This is a genomic window from Kitasatospora sp. NEAU-69 (assembly GCF_057158765.1).
Genome location: NZ_JBWXUE010000052.1, coordinates 15,735 through 35,656 on the forward strand (window position 1 = coordinate 15,735; position 19,922 = coordinate 35,656).

General features: G+C 74.2%; 17 protein-coding genes. 9 read left to right on the forward strand and 8 right to left on the reverse strand.

Annotated elements, in window-relative coordinates:
* Positions 1-88 precede the first annotated feature (88 nt).
* The 3 genes from AC060L_RS35150 (at position 89) to AC060L_RS35160 (ending at position 3,524) form a co-directional block, all read left to right on the forward strand.
* Positions 89-1,582, forward strand: a complete 1,494-nt coding sequence (locus tag AC060L_RS35150) for an SDR family oxidoreductase (RefSeq protein WP_483803044.1) — start codon at positions 89-91, stop codon at positions 1,580-1,582.
* A 97-nt stretch (positions 1,583-1,679) separates the two neighbouring features.
* Positions 1,680-2,204 carry a pyridoxamine 5'-phosphate oxidase family protein gene (locus AC060L_RS35155; RefSeq protein WP_483803045.1) on the forward strand — a complete coding sequence of 175 codons (525 nt, stop codon included), beginning with the start codon at positions 1,680-1,682 and terminating at the stop codon, positions 2,202-2,204.
* Between the two features lie 147 nt (positions 2,205-2,351).
* Entirely contained in the window at positions 2,352-3,524 is a 1,173-nt protein-coding gene (locus AC060L_RS35160) for a serine hydrolase domain-containing protein (RefSeq protein WP_483803046.1), read from the forward strand.
* 45 nt (positions 3,525-3,569) lie between these two features.
* On the opposite strand, the gene AC060L_RS35165 is transcribed toward AC060L_RS35160, so the two are convergent.
* The 4 genes from AC060L_RS35165 to lpdA form a co-directional block, all read right to left on the reverse strand.
* A complete protein-coding gene (locus tag AC060L_RS35165; protein WP_483803047.1) occupies positions 3,570-4,847 on the reverse strand; it encodes an SPFH domain-containing protein in 1,278 nt (425 codons plus the stop codon).
* Positions 4,848-4,875: 28 nt separating this feature from the next.
* Positions 4,876-5,100 (reverse strand): hypothetical protein, encoded by a 225-nt coding sequence (locus AC060L_RS35170; RefSeq protein WP_483803048.1) that lies wholly within the window; start codon positions 5,098-5,100, stop codon positions 4,876-4,878.
* Between the two features lie 139 nt (positions 5,101-5,239).
* The gene (locus tag AC060L_RS35175; RefSeq protein WP_483803049.1) at positions 5,240-6,472 is read right to left on the reverse strand and encodes a cytochrome P450 family protein; all 1,233 of its coding nucleotides are present in this window, start codon (positions 6,470-6,472) and stop codon (positions 5,240-5,242) included.
* Positions 6,473-6,519: 47 nt separating this feature from the next.
* On the reverse strand, positions 6,520-7,926 hold the full coding sequence (gene lpdA, locus AC060L_RS35180) for a dihydrolipoyl dehydrogenase (protein WP_483803050.1): 1,407 nt from the start codon (positions 7,924-7,926) through the stop codon (positions 6,520-6,522).
* A gap of 81 nt (positions 7,927-8,007) precedes the next feature.
* Here lpdA and AC060L_RS35185 point away from each other — a divergent pair, with 81 nt between their 5' ends.
* A complete protein-coding gene (locus tag AC060L_RS35185) occupies positions 8,008-8,823 on the forward strand; it encodes an arylamine N-acetyltransferase family protein (protein ID WP_483803051.1) in 816 nt (271 codons plus the stop codon).
* 43 nt (positions 8,824-8,866) lie between these two features.
* On the opposite strand, the gene AC060L_RS35190 is transcribed toward AC060L_RS35185, so the two are convergent.
* A complete protein-coding gene (locus AC060L_RS35190) occupies positions 8,867-9,823 on the reverse strand; it encodes a 2-hydroxyacid dehydrogenase (protein WP_483803052.1) in 957 nt (318 codons plus the stop codon).
* Between the two features lie 99 nt (positions 9,824-9,922).
* On the opposite strand from AC060L_RS35190, the gene AC060L_RS35195 reads away from it, so the two are divergent.
* Positions 9,923-11,416 (forward strand): SDR family NAD(P)-dependent oxidoreductase, encoded by a 1,494-nt coding sequence (locus AC060L_RS35195; protein ID WP_483803053.1) that lies wholly within the window; start codon positions 9,923-9,925, stop codon positions 11,414-11,416.
* Between the two features lie 38 nt (positions 11,417-11,454).
* A complete protein-coding gene (locus AC060L_RS35200) occupies positions 11,455-11,922 on the forward strand; it encodes a nucleotide triphosphate diphosphatase NUDT15 (RefSeq protein WP_483803054.1) in 468 nt (155 codons plus the stop codon).
* Between the two features lie 33 nt (positions 11,923-11,955).
* Here AC060L_RS35200 and AC060L_RS35205 read toward each other — a convergent pair whose 3' ends face one another.
* A complete protein-coding gene (locus AC060L_RS35205; protein WP_483803055.1) occupies positions 11,956-13,464 on the reverse strand; it encodes an SDR family oxidoreductase in 1,509 nt (502 codons plus the stop codon).
* Between the two features lie 286 nt (positions 13,465-13,750).
* On the opposite strand from AC060L_RS35205, the gene AC060L_RS35210 reads away from it, so the two are divergent.
* From AC060L_RS35210 to AC060L_RS35220, 3 genes are read left to right on the forward strand one after another with little or no spacing between them, the layout of a single operon-like run.
* Positions 13,751-15,397 carry a DUF4331 domain-containing protein gene (locus AC060L_RS35210; protein ID WP_483803056.1) on the forward strand — a complete coding sequence of 549 codons (1,647 nt, stop codon included), beginning with the start codon at positions 13,751-13,753 and terminating at the stop codon, positions 15,395-15,397.
* Positions 15,397-16,239 (forward strand): class F sortase, encoded by an 843-nt coding sequence (locus tag AC060L_RS35215; RefSeq protein WP_483803057.1) that lies wholly within the window; start codon positions 15,397-15,399, stop codon positions 16,237-16,239. Before AC060L_RS35210 ends, AC060L_RS35215 begins: the two co-directional genes overlap by 1 nt.
* A 15-nt stretch (positions 16,240-16,254) precedes the next feature.
* Positions 16,255-17,634, forward strand: coding sequence for a tetratricopeptide repeat protein (locus tag AC060L_RS35220; RefSeq protein WP_483803058.1), 1,380 nt, complete (start codon positions 16,255-16,257; stop codon positions 17,632-17,634).
* Positions 17,635-17,674: 40 nt separating this feature from the next.
* Here AC060L_RS35220 and AC060L_RS35225 read toward each other — a convergent pair whose 3' ends face one another.
* Together AC060L_RS35225 and AC060L_RS35230 are read right to left on the reverse strand one after the other, a co-directional pair.
* On the reverse strand, positions 17,675-18,019 hold the full coding sequence (locus AC060L_RS35225; protein WP_483803059.1) for a hypothetical protein: 345 nt from the start codon (positions 18,017-18,019) through the stop codon (positions 17,675-17,677).
* A gap of 14 nt (positions 18,020-18,033) precedes the next feature.
* On the reverse strand, positions 18,034-19,671 hold the full coding sequence (locus tag AC060L_RS35230) for a nickel/cobalt transporter (RefSeq protein ID WP_483803060.1): 1,638 nt from the start codon (positions 19,669-19,671) through the stop codon (positions 18,034-18,036).
* Positions 19,672-19,922: the final 251 nt, after the last annotated feature.

Genomic DNA, 19,922 nt, shown 5'->3' on the forward strand with positions numbered 1-19,922 from the left:
AGGCGCAACTGCCTCAGCGAGGTGGTGGACGCCGGTTCGAATCCGGCCGGGACCACGCACGGATGCGACACGGGGAGCAGCGAGGGCCATGCCGACCGGCCACTATCCGACCGAGTACCAGGACACCGACGAGCCGAGCGAGGCCGAGCTCGCCGCGTACGCCCGCACCGTCGGCCGGCTGCGCCGCCTGCCCCCGGACCACCCGGCCCGGCTGCACGCGGAGCGGGTCGCCGAGTCCTTCGTCCGGGACGGGCGTCATCGACGCCGCAAGGCCCGCCGCGTGCAGGACGCCGCCGTCGACGCCGCGCTGCTCGCCGGCACCGCCACCGGCGCGCCGACCCGCCGCGAGGACGCCCCGCTGCCGACGCCCCGGGCCGACCCGGGAACCCAGGCCAAGCAGCCAGCAGCCATACCCGCGCCCGAGTTCCGCCGGCCGCGCCGCTGCTACGTCTGCAAGTCGAGCTACCGACAGGTCGACAGCTTCTACCACCTGCTCTGCACCACCTGCGCGGCCGACAACGCCGCGTACCGTGCCATCAGCACCGACCTGCGCGGCCGGCGGGTGCTGCTCACCGGCGGCCGAGTGAAGATCGGTTTCCAGCTCGCGCTGATGATGCTGCGCGACGGCGCCGAACTGATCGTCACCAGCCGGTTCCCGCACGACACCGTGCGCCGCTTCCAGGCCGCGCCGGGCAGCGCACAGTGGCTGGACCGGCTGAGCGTGGTCGGCATCGACCTGCGCGACCCGCGCCAGGTGCTCGGCCTGTGCAACCGGCTGCGGGCGGACGGGCGGCCGCTGGACGCCCTGGTCAACAACGCCGCGCAGACCGTGCGCCGCCCGCCCGAGTCGTACGCGCTGCTCGCGGCGGGCGAGCGGGCCGAGCTGCCGGCAGCCGCACGCGCCGCCGTCCGGCACGCCCCGGGCTTCACGCCGATGCCCGCTCACACCGCCGTCTGGCACACCGCCGTCTGGCCGGCCGCCGAACTCAGCCCACCCGCCGCGTCGGCCACCCGGGCCACGCCCGGCGTCCCCGCCCCGATCACTCTCGCCGACCCGGCCGCCCTCGCCGACGAGGCCGGCCTGCTGCCCGACGGCGCACCGCAGAACTCCTGGTCGGCCCGGCTCGGCGAGCTCGACCCGTCCGAGCTGCTCGAAACCCAGCTGGTCAACGCACTCGCACCGGCCCTGCTCTGCGACCGTCTGCTGCCGCTGCTGCTCGCCTCGCCGCACCCGAACCGGTACATCGTCAACGTCACCGCCGTCGAGGGCCGGTTCACCGTGCGCAACAAGACCGGCGGCCACCCGCACACCAACATGGCCAAGGCCGCGCTCAACATGCTCACCCGCACCAGCGCGGCCGAACTGGCCGAGCAGGGCGTCCACATGTGCGCCGTGGACACCGGCTGGATCACCGACGAGAACCCGGCCCCGAAGAAGTCCCGGATCGCCGCACACGGATTCCGCACCCCGCTGGACATCGTGGACGGCGCGGCCCGCGTCTACCACCCGATCGTGCGCGGCGAGGCCGGCTCGCCGCTGTCGGGCGTCTTCCTGAAGGACTACCAGGAGGCTGCCTGGTGAGCGGGGCCTGACGGACGGACGGCGTGGCGCGCCGGTCGGCGGTTGCCCCGGCGTGCCAGGCTGCCGGTCGGGGGGCCGACGAACGGAGCACCCCCCGATGACCGACCCGACCGCACCGCCGCCCCCACCCGAGCCGCGTGCCGCCCGCCCCCGGATGCCCGGCTACGGCCTGCTGCCCGCCGACCAGGGCACCGGGCTGCTGCCCTGGGCCTGGGCCGAGCAGCGGCTGCGCGACTCGCACGACTACTGGGTCTCCAGCGTGCGCCCGGACGGGCGGCCGCACGCCATGCCCGTCTGGGCCGTCTGGCTCGACCGCGCGCTCTGGTTCAGCAGCAGCCGGCAGTCACGCAAGTACCGCAACCTGGCGGCCCGCCCGGACTGCGTGCTGACCACCGACGACGCCCGCAACCCGGTGGTCCTGGACGGCCGGGCCGTGCTGCGGACGGATCCGGACGGCATCTCCGGCTTCCTCGCCGCGCTGAACGCCAAGTACGGGACCGCCTACCCACCCGACTTCCTGGACCCGGCCGTCAACGCCGTCTTCGAGGTCCGGCCGAGCAGCGCCTTCGGCCTGCTCGACGGCGACTTCACCGGCTCGCCGACGCGCTGGACCTTCGCCTGACCGCCGCCGCTCCCGCTGCCCCGCTCCCCCGCTCCCCCGCTCCCCCGAGCGGGTCATCCCCCGGCCGGACCGTTTCGCGCGTCCGGCGCCTGGTGATCCGTAACGCGTCACCCGTCCCGTCCGTCCCGTCCCGGAGGTCCGTCCGCCGTGCTGTCACTCCGCCGCTCCGCCACCGCGCTGCTCGTCGCCGCCCTGCTCGGCCCGGCGGCCGTCCCCGCCTGGGCCGACCGGCCGCACGACCGGCCGCACGACGGCGACCACCGGCTCCAGCAGCAGCTGGCCGACCTGGTCGCGGCCCCCGGCGGACCGCCCGGTGCGATCGCCCTGCTGCGCTTCGACGACCACACCGAGACCTACCGCGCAGGCGTCGCCGACGTCGCCACCGGCCGGCCACCGCGCGCCGACGACCACACCCGGCTGGCCAGCGTCTCCAAGACGTACAGCGGCGCGGTCGCGCTCGGCCTGGTCGACCGCGGCCTGCTCGGCCTGGACGACACCATCGCGCAGCGGCTGCCCGACCTGCCCGCGGACTGGGGCGCCGTGACGCTGCGCCAGCTGCTCAACCACACCAGCGGCCTGCCCGACTACACCAGCGCCCAGGCCTTCCAGGACGAGCTCGCCGAGGACCCGCACCACGTGTTCGACTCGCGCTGCCTGCTCGGCTACGTCGCCGACCAGCCGCTCGGCTTCACCCCCGGCACGGCCTACCGGTACTCCAACTCCGACAACATCGCCGTCGCGCTGATGGCCGAGGCGGCCTCGGGCCGGCCGTACGAGGAGCTGCTCCGGTCGATCGTCTTCGAGCCGCTCGGCCTGCACGAGACCAGCCTGCCGCAGGGCTTCGAGCTGCCGGAGCCGTACCTGCACGGCTACGCCGTCGCCCAGCCGACCAGCCCGCCCGCCGCGCCGGAGGACGTCAGCACGGAGCTCGGCATGTCGGGGCTCTGGGCGGCGGGCGGGATGGTCTCCACCCCGCGCGAGCTCGCTGCCTTCACCGGCGCGTACGCGAGCGGGCGGCTGATCTCGGCGCAGACGCTGGACCAGCAGCGGCAGTTCGTGCCGGGCCTGTCCCAGCCGTCCGGGCCCGGCCGCAACGAGGCCGGGCTGGCGATCTTCCGCTACACCACCCGCTGCGGCGTCGTCTACGGCCACACCGGCAACTTCCTCGGCTACACGCTGCTCGCCGCCGGCACCCCGGACGGGCGCCGCAGCCTGGCCGTCGTGGTCACCACGCAGCTCAACGACACCACCACCCCGGAGCTCGCCGGCCGGCTGCGCGCCACCGAGGAGGACCTGGTCTGCCACCTCCTGAAGAGCTGAGGAGCTGAGGAGCTGCTGAGCTGATCAACCGATGAGCCGATGAGCTCACTCCGCGCTGTCGCGGCCGTTCTCGCGCACGGTCTCGCGCACCGTCTCACGCCCGTTGTCACGCGCGGCCGCCGCCGAGTGCCGCAGCGCGTCCAGGATCGCCATGCCCTGGCCGACCAGGCCGGCCGCCAGCTGGTTGACGCCCTCGCTGCCGTTCAGCACGGTCAGGCTGGAGCCCGCGATCCCGCGCGCGGCGGCGTCCACCAGCGCGGGCAGGTTCTCGACCACCCGGTTCGCCGCGAGCAGCTCCTGGTTGCCGCCCTTGAGCGACTCGGCGCGGGCCGCGTTCGCGGCGGCCTGCGCCTCGGCGGTGGCCCGCTCGGCGTAGGCGGTGCCGTCGGCCTGCACCTTGATCGCCTCCGCCTCGGCCGCGGCCAGCGTGGTGCGCCGGTACGCCTCACCCTCGGCCTCGAACTTGGCCTGGTCGCGCCGCGCCTCGGCGAGGGTGCGCTGGCGGTACGCCTCCGCATCGGCCGGTCGGCGCACCTCGGCCTCCAGCCGCTGGGCGGCCAGCGAGGCCTGCCGCTGCGCCAGCGCGGTCTGCTCCTCGATCACCTCCTGCGAGGCGCGCGCCTCGGCCAGCGGTCCGGCCTGCGCGGCGCGGGCGTTGGCCTGCTCGGTCTCGGCCACGAAGCCGGCCCGCTTGATCGCGGTGTCCCGCTCGTACTGGGCCTTGAGCGCGGCCGCCTCCTGCTCCCGTTCGGCGGCCAGCCGGTCCGCCTGGGCCTGCGCGATCCGGGCCTGGCTGGCGACCGCGGAGGCGTGCGGGGCGGCCAGGTTGGTGATGTAGCCGGAGGCGTCCTCGATCTCCTGGATCTGCAGCGCGTCGACGACGATGCCGAGCTTCTCCATCTCGGTGTGACTGCCCGACTTCACCTCCTGGGCCACCCGGTCGCGCTCCCGGATGATCTGCTCCACCGTCAGGCCGCCGACGATCGAGCGCAGGTGGCCGGCGAAGATCCGGCCGACCAGCTCCTCCATCCGGTCCTGCTCGGCCAGGAACCGGCGGGCCGCGTTCGCGATCGAGGCGAAGTCGTCACCGACCTTGAAGACGGTGACCGCGCGGACGGTCAGCCGGATTCCCTGCTGGGTCACGCAGTCCTCGGCGATCTCCGCCTCGCGCAGCGCCAGCGAGAGCATCCGGGCCTTCTGCTTGACCGGCATCACGAAGCTGCCGTGTCCGGTGACGATCCGGAACTGGGTGTTCTGTGCCTGCCGTTTCGACCCGGAGATCAACAGCGCCTCGTTCGGGGCGGGCACGTGCCAGAACAACATCGCGGACCTCCATGGTCCTGGGGAGTGGCTAGCCGGAGGGGAACGGCACCACGACGACCGACCGCGCCGAGGTCTGCTCCACGACCAGGACTTCGGTGTGCCGGGCGATCGGCCGGTCGGCCCAGGCCGCGAACGCCTCGGTGCCGCCGCGCACCGGCACCAGCACCTCGCCCGGCCCGTCCGCCGGGATCGGCACGGTGACCCGCCCCACCGCGCCGACCGGGCTCTGCTCCGCATCGTCGTAGACGTTCACGCAGCTCACCGCCCTTCGGCACAGCAGAAACCGCAGTGGAAACCCTGGTCAATCCAATCTAACGACCCGGCTGCCGAAAGGGACCGTTCCCCACGCCGTACCCGGCCACCGACCGGCGCACAAGCGCCCCACAGGCGCGTCAGAAGCGCACCGGCAGCTCCAGCAGCCCGCGCGAGCGCAGCGTGGGCCGGTGCCGCAGCTGCTCCTCGCTCCCCTCCAGCGCGAGGTCGGGGAACCGGCGCAGCAGCGCGCTCAGGGCGATCTCGGTCTCCATCCGGGCCAGCGGTGCCCCCAGGCAGTAGTGGATCCCGTGGCCGAGCGCCAGGTGGCCGGCGTCCCGGCGGCGCACGTCCAGCAGGTCCGGGTCGGCGAACTGCCCGGGGTCGCGGTTGGCAGCGGCCAGCGCGAGCAGGACGGTCTCGCCGGCCGGCACCCGGACCCCGCCGATCTCCAGGTCCTCGCGCGGGAACCGGCGGATCGACACCGGCGCGGGGCCGTCGTAGCGCAGGAACTCCTCCACCGCGCCGGCGATCAGCTCCGGCTCGGCGCGCAGCGCCGCCAGCTGCGCGGGGTTGCGCAGCAGCGCGAGCACCGCGTTGCCGATCGAGTGGACGGTGTTCTCGTAGCCGGCGAGCAGGATCAGGAAGGCGAGCGAGGTGAGCTCGTCCTCGCTGAGCCGGTCCTCCCGGTCGCGCACCGCGACCATCGCGGAGAGCAGGTCGTCGCCGGGCTCGGCCCGCTTGCCGGCGATCAGCGCGGCGAAGAACTCCAGGATCGCGCCGACGGCCGCCTTGGCGTCCTGCGGGCGGGCCGGGTCCGGGGCGATCAGCGTGTCGGTCCAGCCGCGGAAGTCGCGCCGGTCGCTCTGCCGCACGCCGAGCAGGTCGCAGATCACGGTGATCGGCAGCGGCGCGGCGTAGCCGGCGATCAGGTCGGCGCGGCCCAGCGGGGCCAGCTCGTCCAGCAGGCCGTCGGCGATCCGCTCGATCGGCTCGCGCAGCTGCTCGACGCGCCGGGGCGTGAAGGCCTGGCCGACGAGCCGGCGGATCCGGGTGTGGTTCGGCGGGTCCATGTTGAGCATGTTGGCGTCCAGCGCGGGCGGCAGCGACAGGCCGCGGTAGTTGCCGGGCAGCGCGTGCTGCTTGTCGAGCGAGAGCCGGGGGTCGGCGAGCGCCTGGCGGACGTCGGCGTAGCGGGTGACCAGCCAGAGCGGCAGGCCGTCGGGGCCGGTGATGCGGTGCACCGGCCCCGCCTTGCGCAGTGCGGCGTAGCCGGCGTGCGGGTCGGCGAACAGGGCCGCGACATCGACCGGGCAGCCACCGGCGGCGGGAAGGTCGGCGGCGGGGGTCGACGCCAGCTCGGAGGAGGACATCCTCCCAGCCTACGCGGCGTCAGATCCGCCCCGCCGCCTGCCCGCGATCAGAAGTTGATCATGTGTCCGGCCAGGCCGTGGATGGCCTCCTTGACCGCCTCGCCGAGCGTCGGGTGCGCGTGCACGTTGCGGGCCACCTCGTGCACCGTCAGGTCCCACTGCTGGGCCAGCGTCAACTCCGGCAGCAGCTCGGTGACCTCGGGGCCGATCAGGTGCGCGCCAAGCAGCTCGCCGTGCTCGGCGTCGGCGATGATCTTGACGAACCCGTTGGGGTCGCCCAGGCCGTGCGCCTTGCCGTTCGCGGTGAACGGGAACTTGACCACCTTGACGTCGTGGCCCTGCTCGCGGGCCTGCGCCTCGGTCCAGCCGAAGCTGGCGATCTGCGGCTGGCAGTAGGTGGCGCGCGGGATCATGGGGAAGTCCAGCTCCATGGTCTCCGCGTTGCCGATCGTCTCGGCCGCGATGATGCCCATCGACTCGGCCGCGTGCGCCAGCATCAGCTTCGCCGTGACGTCGCCGATCGCGAAGATGTGCCCGACGTTGGTCCGGCCGCGCCCGTCGACCGCGATCGCGCCGCGCTCGGTCAGCCGCACGCCGGTCGCCTCCAGGCCGTAGCCCTGGGTGCGGGGCGCGAAGCCGATCGCCTGGAGCACCTTGTCGGCCTCCAGCACCTCCTGCTGCCCGTTGCGCGTGACGGTGACCCGGACCTTGGCGTTCGGGTTGCTGTCGTCGATCGCGTCGACCCGGGTGGAGGTCAGCACCTCGATGCCCAGGCGCTTGTAGCGCTTGGCCAGCTCGGCCGAGATCTCGGCGTCCTCCAGCGGGACCATCCGGTCGAGGAACTCGACGATGGTGACCTTCACGCCGTAGTTGTGCAGCACGTAGGCGAACTCGACGCCGATCGCGCCGGCGCCGGCGATGATGATGCTCTCCGGCAGCGAGTCGGTGAGGATCTGCTCCTCGTAGGTGACCACGCGCTCGCTGAGCGAGGTGCCGGGCAGCAGCCGGGTGGTCGCGCCCGCGGCGATGATGCAGTGGTCGAAGGTGACCGTCTCGTAACCGCCGGCCGACAGCGCGACCTGCAGCGTGTGGTCGTCGACGAAGGTGCCCCAGCCGTCGTACTCGGTGATCTGGTTCTTCTTCATCAGGTAGTGGATGCCGGCCACCCGGCCGTCCGCGACCTTGCGGCTGCGCAGGTACGCCTCGCGGTAGTCGAAGCTGACGCTGCCCTCGACCTTGATGCCGAAGGTCTTCGCCTCCTTGGTGAAGATGTGCGCCAGCTCGGCGTTGCGCAGCAGCGCCTTCGAGGGGATGCAGCCGACGTTGAGGCAGACCCCGCCCCAGTACTTGGTCTCGATGACCGCAGCCCGCAGACCGAGCTGTGCGGCACGGACCGCAGCGGTGTAGCCGCCCGGGCCGGCGCCCAGGACCACGACGTCATAGTGAGTGCTCATATGCCACACGATAGGCACCCGAACGCCGGCGCGCCGCAGCGCCCTGCCGTCCCAGGTCACGGCCGGCCTCAGTCGAGCAGAATGGCGCGCGTGACGACCTCGCAAACCACAGACGCCCCCCACCCGCCGCTGGACGGCGCCCGGATCGACGCCTACCTGGCCCGGATCGGCGCCGAGCGGCCCGCCGCCCCCGACCTGACCGGCCTTCAGGCGCTCCAGCGGGCCCACCTGAACGCCGTCCCGTTCGAGAACCTGAGCGTGCGGCTGAACGAGCCGATCGTGCTGGAGCCCGCCGCGCTGGTGGCCAAGCTGGTGGACCGCCGGCGCGGCGGCTTCTGCTACGAGCTCAACGGCGCGTTCGCGGCGCTGCTCACCGCGCTCGGCTACCGGGTCGAGCTGCTCGCCGCCCGGGTCTTCCACGAGGGCGTCGCCGGCCCGCTCTTCGACCACCTCGCGCTGCGGGTCGAGCTGGCCGAGCCGTGGCTGGCGGACGTCGGCTTCGGCCGGTTCGCCGCCCAGCCGCTGCGGCTGGACGCGCGCACCGCGCAGCACGACCCGACCGGCAGCTACACGCTGGCCGAGGCCGGCCCCGACCTGGACGTGTCCGGTCCGAACGGCCCCGAGTACCGGCTGGACCGGCGGCCCTACGAGCTCGCCGACTTCGTCCCGACCTGCTGGTACCAGGCCACCTCGCCGCAGTCGCCGTTCACCCAGCGCAACCTCTGCTCGATGCCCACCGCGCACGGCCGGATCACGCTCGTCGGCGACCGGCTGATCCGCACCATGGACGGCGTCCAGCACGAGGAGCAGCTGCCGACCCCGCAGGCCCGGCTGGACGCGTACCGCGAGCACTTCGGCATCAGCCTGACGGCCGAGGAGCTCGCAAGGCTGGGCTGAGCCTCCTCGTACCGTCCAGCTCCGTGCCGTCCGGGCGTCCCTCTCAGCGCTCGATCACGTTCGCCAGCGGCTCGCCCTTCGCGAACCGGGCCAGCTGCTCGCCGATCAGCCGCTTCGCGCGCGGCAGGAAGGCCGAGGAGCTGCCGCCGACGTGCGGCGTGATCAGCACGTTCGGCGCGTGCCAGAGCGGGTGGCCGGCCGGCAGCGGCTCGGGGTCGGTGACGTCCAGCGCCGCCCGCAGCCGGCCGGCCGCGAGCTCGGCGAGCAGCGCGTCGGTCACCACGACCGGCCCGCGCGCGACGTTCACCAGCAGCGCGCCGTCGCGCAGCGCGGCCAGGAAGCCCGCGTCCACCAGGCCCCGGGTGGCCGGCGAGAGCGGCACCGCGAGGATCACCACGTCGGCGCGCGGCAACAGCACGGGCAGCTCGGCCAGGGCGTGCACCGGGCCGGCCGGGACGTCCCGGGCGGTCCTGGCGACCCGCAGCACCTCGCACTCGAACGGCCGGAGCCGGTCCTCGATCGCGGCGCCGACCGAGCCGTAGCCGACGATCAGCACCGCCTTGTCGGCCAGCGCCGGGTAGAAGCCGGCCCGCCACTGCTCGGCGTCCTGACCCCGGACGAAGCCGGGGATGTCGCGCAGCGCGGCCAGCGTGAGCGCCACGGCGAGCTCAGCGGTGCTGGCGTCGTGCACCCCGCGGGCGTTGCAGAGCGTGACGGCGGGCGGCACGTGCCCGAGGATGTCGTCCACCCCCGCGGTCTGCGTCTGCACCACCCGCAGCCGGCCCATCGCGGGCAGCAGCGGCAGCACCGTGCCGGTCCGCAGGTACGGGGTGACCAGCAGCTCGACCCGGGCCAGCAGCTCGGGCGACGGCGGTCCGGGGCGGCCGTCGCAGGCCGTGCCGTCGAAGGTGTGCAGCTCCAGCGATCCGCCCGGCAGCCCGGGGAGCTGCTCGGCGGGGTAGGGCGTCAGCACAACGGGCGCGGTCGTCACGAAGGTCATAGCGGGCAATGTACCGACCGTCGTTTGGCGCCTGCTACCGCACTCCGTACGATTCATCGGGTAATGGGGGCGACATCAGATGAAGGAAGCAACAGCGGCATGAGCACGGCAGAGGAGAACCAGGTCCTGAGCGACAAGGACCGGGCGGAGCTCGAATTCGGGCCGGGCATCGACCCCGAGCGCCTGCAGTTCTGCCTCGACGTGCTCGCCGAGCTCGACGAGCTCGACGTCGACCACCCGGACGCGATCACCGTGCGCCGGGCCGTCGCCGGCATCTTCCGCACCGTGAAGCAGCGCCGCCGCCAGGAGACCCGGGCGGCCAAGACGGCCAACGACCGCGCCGTGACCGCCGCGACCGCGACCGGCGCCCCGAACCGGATCGACGACGAGACGGCCGGCGTCTTCGGCCTCTCCACGCCGACCACCACCGAGATCGCCGGCATCCTGCAGCGCGCCCGCTCCTGCTACATCTGCAAGACCCGCTACGTCGAGGTGGACGCGTTCTACCACCAGCTCTGCCCGACCTGCGCCCGGGACAGCCGGGGCCGCCGGGACGCGAAGGCGGACCTGACCGGCCGCCGGGCGCTGCTCACCGGTGGCCGCGCCAAGATCGGCATGTACATCGCGCTGCGCCTGCTGCGTGACGGTGCGCACACCACGATCACCACCCGGTTCCCGAACGACGCGATCCGCCGCTTCAAGGAGATGCCGGACAGCGCCGACTGGCTGCACCGCCTGAAGATCGTCGGGATCGACCTGCGCGACCCCGCCCAGGTCGTCGCGCTCGCCGACTCGGTCGCCGCCGAGGGCCCGCTGGACATCCTGATCAACAACGCCGCACAGACCGTGCGCCGCTCCCCCGCCGCCTACGCCGAGCTGGTCGCCGCCGAGTCGGCGCCGCTGCCGGCCGGCGAGCTGCCGCCCACCCACGTGATCGGCGCCTTCAACAGCGGCAGCGTGGACCGCCCGGCGCTGCCCGGCGGCGGCCGCGAGGCGCTCACCGCCGAGCAGGTCACCTCGCTCGCGCTGGTCACCGGCTCGGCCTCGCCGGCCCGGATCGAGGCCGGCACCGCGATCGACGCGGGTGGCCTGGTCCCCGACCTGGCCGCATCGAACAGCTGGGTGCAGACGGTCAGCGAGGTCGACCCGATCGAGCTCCTGGAGGTGCAGCTGTGCAACTCCACCGCGCCGTTCATCCTGGTCAGCCGGCTGCGCAAGGCACTGGCCGCCTCGCCGGCCCGCCGCAAGTACGTGGTGAACGTCTCGGCGATGGAGGGCCAGTTCAGCCGCGGCTACAAGGGCGCCGGCCACCCGCACACCAACATGGCCAAGGCCGCGCTGAACATGCTGACCCGCACCAGCGCCAAGGAGATGCTGGAGAGCGACGGCATCCTGATGACCGCCGTGGACACCGGCTGGATCACCGACGAGCGCCCACACCCGGACAAGATGCGCCTCGCCGAGGAGGGCTTCCACGCTCCGCTCGACCTGGTGGACGGCGCGGCCCGGGTCTACGACCCGATCGTGCGCGGCGAGCTCGGGGAGGACCTGTACGGGTGCTTCCTCAAGGACTTCGCGCCGTCGCCGTGGTGACGAAGTTGTCCTGACGAAGTCGTGCTGAGGAGGCCGTGGTGACAGGTCAGCCGGTGTCGGGGCGGCCGCTGATCGGCGCCGGGGTGATCGTGCCCGCTTCGGACGGGCGGGTGCTGGTCGGCCGCCGGACCGTCGCGGGCGAGCCGCCGACCTGGAGCCTGCCCGGCGGCAAGGTGGACCACCCGGGCGAGTCCTTCGAGCAGGCCGCCGCCCGCGAGCTGGGCGAGGAGACCGGCATCGTGCTGCCGGCCGACCGGATGCGGGTGCTCGGCGTGGTCCTGGACCACGTCGAGGGGCGGCCGCGGCTGACCGCGGCCGTACTCGCGCCGGCCAGCGACGCGCCCGCGCTGGTCACCGAGCCGCACGCGTGCGGGGGGTGGGAGCGGGTCCCGGTCACGGAGCTGCCGGAGCCGATGTTCGGGCCGTCCGCGTGGGTGCTCTCGCACTGGCTGCCGAGCGCGCCACCGCTGCCGCCCGGCGTCTTCCGGTACCTGATCGGCGGCTGATCCTGATCCGCGACTGATGGTCCCGGCTGCCGGCTACCAGCCGGCCGCCGTTTCGACGGCCCGGCCGCAGATGTTGCGGACCATCGAGCCGAAGACGATGCCGTGGAACGGCGCGACCGACCACCAGTACGCGTGCCCGGCCAGGCCGTGCGGGTGGAAGACGGCCCGCTGGCGGTAGCGCGCGCCGCTCGCGCCGTCCGGCGCCACCGAGAGCTCCAGCCAGGCCAGCCCGGGCAGCCGCATCTCGGCGCGCAGCCGCAGCAGCCGGCCCGGTTCGATCTCCTCGACCCGCCAGAAGTCGAGCGAGTCGCCCACCCGCAGGTGCACCGGGTCGCGGCGGCCGCGGCGCAGTCCGACCCCGCCGACCAGCCGGTCCAGCAGGCCGCGAGCCGCCCAGGCCAGCGGGAACGAGTACCAGCCGTTCTCCCCGCCGACGCCCTCCAGCACCCGCCACACCGCCGCCGGGGAGGCGGCCACCGCCTGCTCGCGGACGTCCTCGTACAGGCTGCCGCCGGCCCAGTCCGGGTCGGTCGGCAACGGATCGCTTGGCGCCCCCGGCAGCGAGGCGGAGGACCACCGGGTGGCGACCTGCGCGTCCCGGATCCGCTGCAGCGCGAGCCCGACGGCCTCGTCGAAGCCGATCAGGCCGGCTGGCGGATCGGGCAGCCCCAGCTCGCGGGCGAGGTCCTGCTCGCCGCAGACCACCTCGTGGCGCAGCGACTCGACCAGCGGCCTGGCGATCGAGTTCGGCACCGGCGTCACGAGCCCGACCCAGTGGCCGGAGAGCCACGGCGTCAGCACCGGCACGGGCACGATCACCCGGTGCGGCAGCCCGGCGACCCGGGCGTAGCGGTCCATCATCTGCCGGTAGGTCAGCACCTCCGGGCCGCCGATGTCGAAGGTCCGGTTCAGCTCCGGCGCCAGCACGGCCGCGCCGACCAGGTAGCGCAGCACGTCCCGGACCGCGATCGGCTGGATCCGGGTGCCGACCCAGCTCGGCGTGACCATCACGGGCAGTCGCTCGGTCAGGTAGCGCAGCATCTCGAAGGAGGCCGATCCCGAGCCGATGATCACCGCGGCGCGCAGCTCGGCCGTCGGCACGCCGCTCTCGCGCAGGATCCGGCCGACCTCGGCGCGTGAGCGCAGGTGCGGCGAGAGCTCCGCGGCGGGCACTCCCGCGGGCGTCAGCCCGCCCAGGTAGACGATCCGCCGCACGCCCGCCGCCCGCGCCGCCGCGCCGAACGTGCGGGCCGCCGCCCGGTCCCGCTCCTCGAAGCCGGGCCCGGTGCCCAGCGCGTGGACCAGGTAGTACGCGACGTCGATCCCCTCGAACGCGCCGGCCAGCGTCGCCGCCCGGGTGACGTCCCCGGTGACCGTCTCGACCCCGGCCCGCCAGGGGTGGTCGCGCAGCCGGCCGGGGTCGCGGACCAGGCAGCGCACCGCGTACCCGGCCGCGAGCAGTTCGGGCACCAGGCGGCCGCCGATGTAGCCGGTGGCGCCGGTGACCAGGCAGCGCGGCGGGTCGCTCGTCAGCACGGTCATCGGCACCCCTCCGGACAGTCGGCCACGCGGCTTGCACCCGTTCAGCACGATCGTCCCCGGCCCGCGCCGGCCGCGCACGGCGGCGGCGAGCGGTCGCTGCTGATCGCCACCGGTCACTGTCGGTCAGCTGCCCGGACGGCGCAGTGCGGTGGTCAGCCGGACACGAACGGTGATCTGGTGGAGAGCGGCGCGCCAGGCTCCCCGACCACCGGTAACCGACCGTGAGTGAGCGAGACGGGGACGGTGCGGCGCGTCCGCCAGGGTCTCCCTCTCAGAAAGTTGCCTCATGCAGCCTCCCTCCTCGCCCCGGCGCCAAGCGTTGCGGCGCGCCGAGCGGCCGCTGGCCGGCGCCGGCGTGCTCGCCCTGCTCTGCTCGGCCGCCGTGGCCGGCCTCGCCCCGGGGGTCGGCTCCGCCTCCAGTCACCGCGAGGCGCCGCTGATCGCAGGTGATCCGAAGGCCGACAACACCGACGTCTACGCCTTCGTGAGCCCGGACAAGCCCGACACCGTGACGCTGGTGGCGAACTGGATCCCGTTCGAGGAGCCCAACGGCGGCCCGAACTTCTACCCGTTCGCCGACGACGCGCGCTACAACATCAAGATCGACAGCCAGGGCACGGGCAAGCCCGACACCACGTACACCTGGACCTTCACCAACCACATCCGCGACGACGCGAACCAGTTCCTCTACAACACCGGCGTGGTCAAGACGCTCGACGACCCCAACCTGAACTTCCGTCAGACCTACACGCTGACCGTGACCGGTCCGGACGGCACGACGAAGACCCTGCTCAAGGACGCGCCGGCCGCGCCGTCGAACGTCGGCCGGGCCTCGATGCCGGACTACGCCTCGCTGCGCAGGCAGGCGACCGTCGACCTGCCGAACGGCGGGCGCACCTACGCCGGGCAGGCCGCCGACCCGTTCTTCCTCGACCTGCGGGTCTTCGACCTGCTCTACGGCGGCAACCTGTCGGAGACCGGGCACAACACGCTGGCCGGCTACAACGTCAACACGATCGCGCTCCAGGTGCCGAAGAAGGACCTGGCGCTCAAGGGCGACGCCGGCCGCAACCCGGTGATCGGTGTCTGGTCCACCACCGACCGGATGGGTGCCCAGGTCACCGGCTCCGGCAGCCAGAGCAAGGGCGGCGAGGGTAGCGGCGGTGGCGGTGGCGGTGGCGGTGGCGCCGGCAGTTGGCACCAGGTCTCCCGGCTGGGCAATCCGCTGGTCAACGAGGTCGTGGTGCCACTGAAGTACAAGGACGCGTTCAACGCGCTGACGCCCGACAAGGACCACACCGTCACGCTGGTCGTCGACAAGGTCAAGGCGCCGATCGTGCCGCAGCTGATCCAGCAGATCTACGGCATCCCGGCGCCCGCGACCCCGCGCAACGACCTCACCGAGATCTTCCTGACCGGCGTCTGCAAGGCGTGCGGCCCGGTGCAGGCCGACCTCAACTCGCAGCTGCTCAACGCGGACGTCGACAAGAAGGGGTTCACGCCGGCCGAGGAGCTCCGGCTCAACATGGCCGTGCCGCCCGCCGGTTCGCCGAACCGGCTGGGCGTGCTCGGCCAGGACCTCGCCGGCTTCCCGAACGGGCGCCGACTCGCCGACGACGTCGTCAACATCGAGCTCCAGGCGCTGGAGGGCGCGGCCCAGACCGGGAAGATCGTCCCCGCGCTGGCCGGCGGGGACGGTGTGCACGCCTCTGACCACCCGTTCGGCGCGGAGTTCCCGTACGTCGCACTGCCGAACACGGCGGCGGTGAACCAGGCGGGTGCCGACAACACTCCCGGCGGCGGCGTGAAGGCCGGTCTCGGCGGTCTGAGCCGTGGCAGCCTGCCGGTCGTCGGCGCGAGCGCGCTCGGCGGCGGGCTGCTGCTGACCGCCGCGGGCTTCCTGGTGCTGCGCCGCCGACGCGGAGCGCAGTAATGGCACACAGCGCGCAGCTGCGCCGGACGCCCCGTGGGCTGCGGGGCGACCGGCCGCGGCAGAAGCAGCAGCAGCGGCGGCGGCAGCGGCAGCGGATCGGACTGGCCACGCTGGGCACCGGCCTGTGCCTGACCGCCTTCGGCGCCGTCAGCCTGGCCACCGCGCCGCACGGCGGCGGCGCGGTGGCGGTGGTGAACCGGGGCGAGCTGCCCGGGGCGCAGTCGGCACCATCGGCATCGTCGGCACAGCCCGCGACGGCAGCGGCGGCAGCGGTGGCGGCGAGCCCCGGGGCCGTCGCCTCCGCCTCCCCCGCCGGAGCCGTGTCGCAGGCGCCGCCAGTGCGGCTGCGGATAGCCCGGCTCGGCCTGGACAGCACGCTGACCGACCTCCGGCTCCAGGACGACGGCCACCTCCCGGCGCCGGCCGATCCGATGGTCCCCGGCTGGTGGAGCCAGGGGCCGGTGCCCGGCAATCCGGGTACGGCGATACTCGTCGGCCACGTCGACTCGCGCACCGGGCCGGCGGTCTTCGCCGGGCTCTCCGGGCTACGGCCCGGCGACTCGATCGCGGTGGACCGGGCGGACCGGTCGACCGCCGTCTTCACCGTCCAGGCGCTGCGCAGCTACGACAAGGACGACTTCCCCGACGACCTGGTCTACGGGAACACGCCCGAGCCGAGCCTGCGGCTGATCACCTGCGGTGGGGACTACGACCGCAGGCAGGGCGAGTACCGGTCCAACCTGGTCGTCTTCGCGCAGGCCGCGTCCAGTGCACAGACCTCGTCCAGTGCACCGGCCTCCCCAGCCTCCCCGGCCGCGCAGAACGCACACCAGACCCGATGACCCCAGGAGTCCCGCTTGCCCCGCACCCGCACCCGTGCCCGCACCGGCCGCGTCCGCCGCCCGGCGGCGCTGGCGGCCGGCAGCGTGCTGCTCGGCCTCGGCATCTTCACGGCCGGCGCACTCGGCCTGGCCCCGGCGACGGGCGGTGCCGACCGGAGCGCAGCAGGCGCACCGGTCGCACTCCCGGCGGCCGGCCTGTCCGCGCCGGGCACCGCGAGCGACGGGCTCGGCGCCGAGGCGAGCATGCTGCAGGCGCACCTGCGCGCCGCGCCGGACGACGCCTCCGCGCTCGCCCGGCTGGGCCTGGACTACGTGCAGCTCGCGAAGACCACCGCCGACCCGTCCTACTACCCGAAGGCCGAGGGCGTGCTCGCCCGCTCGCTCGCCGTGGACCCGGCCGACAACTTCACCGCACTCGCCGGAACGGCCGCGCTGGCGGCCGGGCGGCACGACTTCGCCGCCGCGCTCGACCGGGCGCAGCGCGCGCTCGCGATCAACCCGGACAACGCGACGCTCTACGGCATCAAGGCCGACGCGCTCACCCAACTCGGGCGCTACCCGGAGGCGTTCGACACCGTCCAGCACATGGTGGACCTGCGCCCGGGTGCCCCCTCGCTCACCCGCGCGTCCTACACCTGGGAGCTTCGCGGCGAGGTGGCCACCGCGCGCGAGCAGATGGCCCGGGCGCTGGACGACGCCGACGCCCCCGCCGACCGCGCCTTCGCGCTCTACCACCTGAGTCAACTCGCCTTCGACAACGGCGATCCGCACACCGCGCTCGACCGCGCCGAGCAGGGCCTGCGGCTGCTGCCCAGCTCGGCCGAACTGCTGGAGGGCCGGGCGAAGGCGCACGCCGCGCTCGGCGAGACCGCGGCCGCCGTCGCGGACTACACCCGGGCGGTGGCCCAAGTCCCGCAGCCGGGCTACGTACTGGAGCTCGGCGAGCTGCTCCAGTCGCTGGGCCGCGCGGAGGCGGCGGAGCAGCAGTACCGGGTCTTCCGGGCCGAGGAGCGGCTGCTCACCGAGAACGGCGTCGCCCAGGACAGCGACGCCACCCTCTTCGAGGCCGACCACGGCGACCCCGGGCAGGCCCTCGCGATCGCCGAACGCGGTCTGCGCAGCCGGCCGTTCCTCGACATGTACGACGCGTACGCCTGGGCGCTGCACGTCAACGGCCGCGACGAGGAGGCGCTGCAGCAGTCCACGAAGGCCGGCGAGCTCGGCATGCGCAACGCGCTCTTCGCCTACCACCGGGGCATGATCGAGAAGTCGCTGGGCCGGACGTCCGACGCGCGGGCCGACCTGGCGACGGCGCTGCGGATCAACCCGGCCTTCAGCCCCCGCTGCGCACCGACGGCCCACGCCGCGCTGCGCGAGCTGGGCGCGGATGCCTGAGCGCGGATGCCTGAGTCCGGGTGCCTGAACCGCGTGGCCGTCAGCCCGGGACGTGCGCGGGGTCTCCGCCGAGGCTGACGTACAGCCGGCTCCACTGCTGGTCGAGGTCGCTCGGCGGCCGGCCGTCGCAGTAGGCCTTGACGCCGTTGGCCGTCAGGTAGCGCATCATCTCCAGGACGGCGGGCTCGTCGGAGGTCGGCCCGCTGTACTTCGGGCCCGGGGCCTGCGTCTGGTGGACCAGGCAGCTCGGCGAGGGCATGGCGGGCTGGGCGTCGAACTGACCGAGGGCCCCCGCGCCGCCGCAGCCGGCGAGCGCCGGGAGCAGCAGTGCGAGGAGCAGCGGGCGGGCGGCGCGGGTGGGCGGCTTCGTCTCGGGCAGGGGCACGTTCGACCTCCGGGTCACAGGGTGGACGGCAGGCTGCGGATCATCAGACCCAGACCCACGACCAGCACGAGTACAGCGGTCAGCACGCCGCTGTACGGCCCGACCCGCCGGACCCACCGCAGCAGCGGACGGTCGCCCGCGCGCGCGAGCCGGTCGCCGAGCCGCACGCAGAGCAGCCCGACCGCCGTCAAGGTGCCCGCCATGCCCAGGCCGTACGCGAGCACCAGCCCGGCGCCGAAGACCGTGCGGCCGAGCGCGACCGCGCCGAGCAGCACCACGAGCGCGGACGGGCTGGGCACCAGGCCGCCGGCGATCCCCATGCCGACCAGGCCGCCCCGGCTCAACGGGCGTGCCGCGTCCGGGTGGTGGCGGTGGGCGAACAGGTCGGAGTGGTCATGGTGGTGCTCGTGCGGGTGCGGGTGGTCGTGCGAGTGGTCATGCCAGTGCCCGGCGGGCGCGCTGTGCGGGTTGGGCTCCGTCAGCACGCTCCCCGCGCCGGCGTGCACGGCCTCCACGCGGGTGCCCTGCGCCGCGTACGCCGCCACCGCGCGCCCCTGACGGCGCCGGAACGCGCCCACCAGCAGTCCGGCGCCGATCATCGCGACCAGCCCGCCGCTGAGCACCCCGAGCCAGCCCAGCACGACATCGCCGGCGAAGGCCGCGAAGGCCGTCACGCACAGACCCATCAGCAGCACCCCGGCGGTGTGCGTGATCGTCACCGTCGCGCCCACGGTCAGCGCATCGCGGGTGCTGCCGCGCCGGCCGGCCAGATAGGCGGCCATGATGGTCTTCCCGTGTCCGGGCAGCAGCGCGTGACCCGCGCCGAGCAGCACCGAGAGCAGCACCGCCAGCAGCCCGATCGGCAACGTCAGCCGGCGGGCCCCACCGAGCTCCGCGAGCCGCCCGGAGAGCCCGGCCAGCCAGGCGCTCGGGCCCGAGGGCCGCACCCCGGCCACCGCGCCGTGCCCGGCACCGGCCCCGCTGCCGGTGCCAGTGCCGGTGCCAGCGCCGGGCACAGCGGTGAACTGGGCCCGGGTCACCCCGCTCGGGTTGTCGAGCAACTCGCGCGGATAGCTGCGCAGCTCCTGCGAGGGCGACGTGTCGGGCACGTCGGAGGCCGTCAGGCGAGTGCCGTCGCCGCGGGCGGTGATCTCGTTCCAGCCGACCCGGCCCGGGTCCACGCCGGTGGCGACCCGCAGGGTGGTGCCATGCGGATCGAGGCCGACCGGCGCCGACAGCCGGCACTCCAGCCTGCTGGTCGCCAGGCCCGCCGCCCCGGGCAGGTACTCGAAGGACCGTCCGCCGACGGTCCAGGCCAGCGGCGTGCCCGAATCCGCGACCGTCACCCGCAGGCGCTGCGCGGTCTGCGCGCACTGCTCGGCCGCCCAGGCGGCCCGGTCCGCGTCGTCCGGGCTGCCCCGGCCGGCGCGGTCCACCTTCGGCCGGTCCTGCAGGGTGGGGATCTCGGCCGTGTCGGTGACGGCCAGCACGTCGATCCGGCCGGGCGCCACGGTGAAGCCCGCGTAGTGGTTGATCGAGAAGTTGCCGAGCGGGTGCGCCGACGCGGCGGGCGCGCCCGGCAGGGCCAGCCAGCCGGCGGCGGCGACCATGGCGACGACGGCCGAGAGCATGGGGCGGGCCAGGCGTGCCACGCGCAACCTCCGGTGGGGTGGAAGCCGCACCACCGGCGGCGGAGCGGACCAGCGCTCGGCCCGTCGCCGGTGACCGACGCGGCCCGGGCCTCGCCGGAACCATCCCCACGGGACGGGCCGCTGCGACCCGGCACCCCCGGCCGGCGCAGCAAGCTCACCCGCTCGGGCGAACGGGTCGGGGGGGGGGGGGGGGGGGGGGGAGGGGTGAGAGAAAAAGCGGGGAGGGTTGGGTTGGTGTGTTTTTTGGGTGT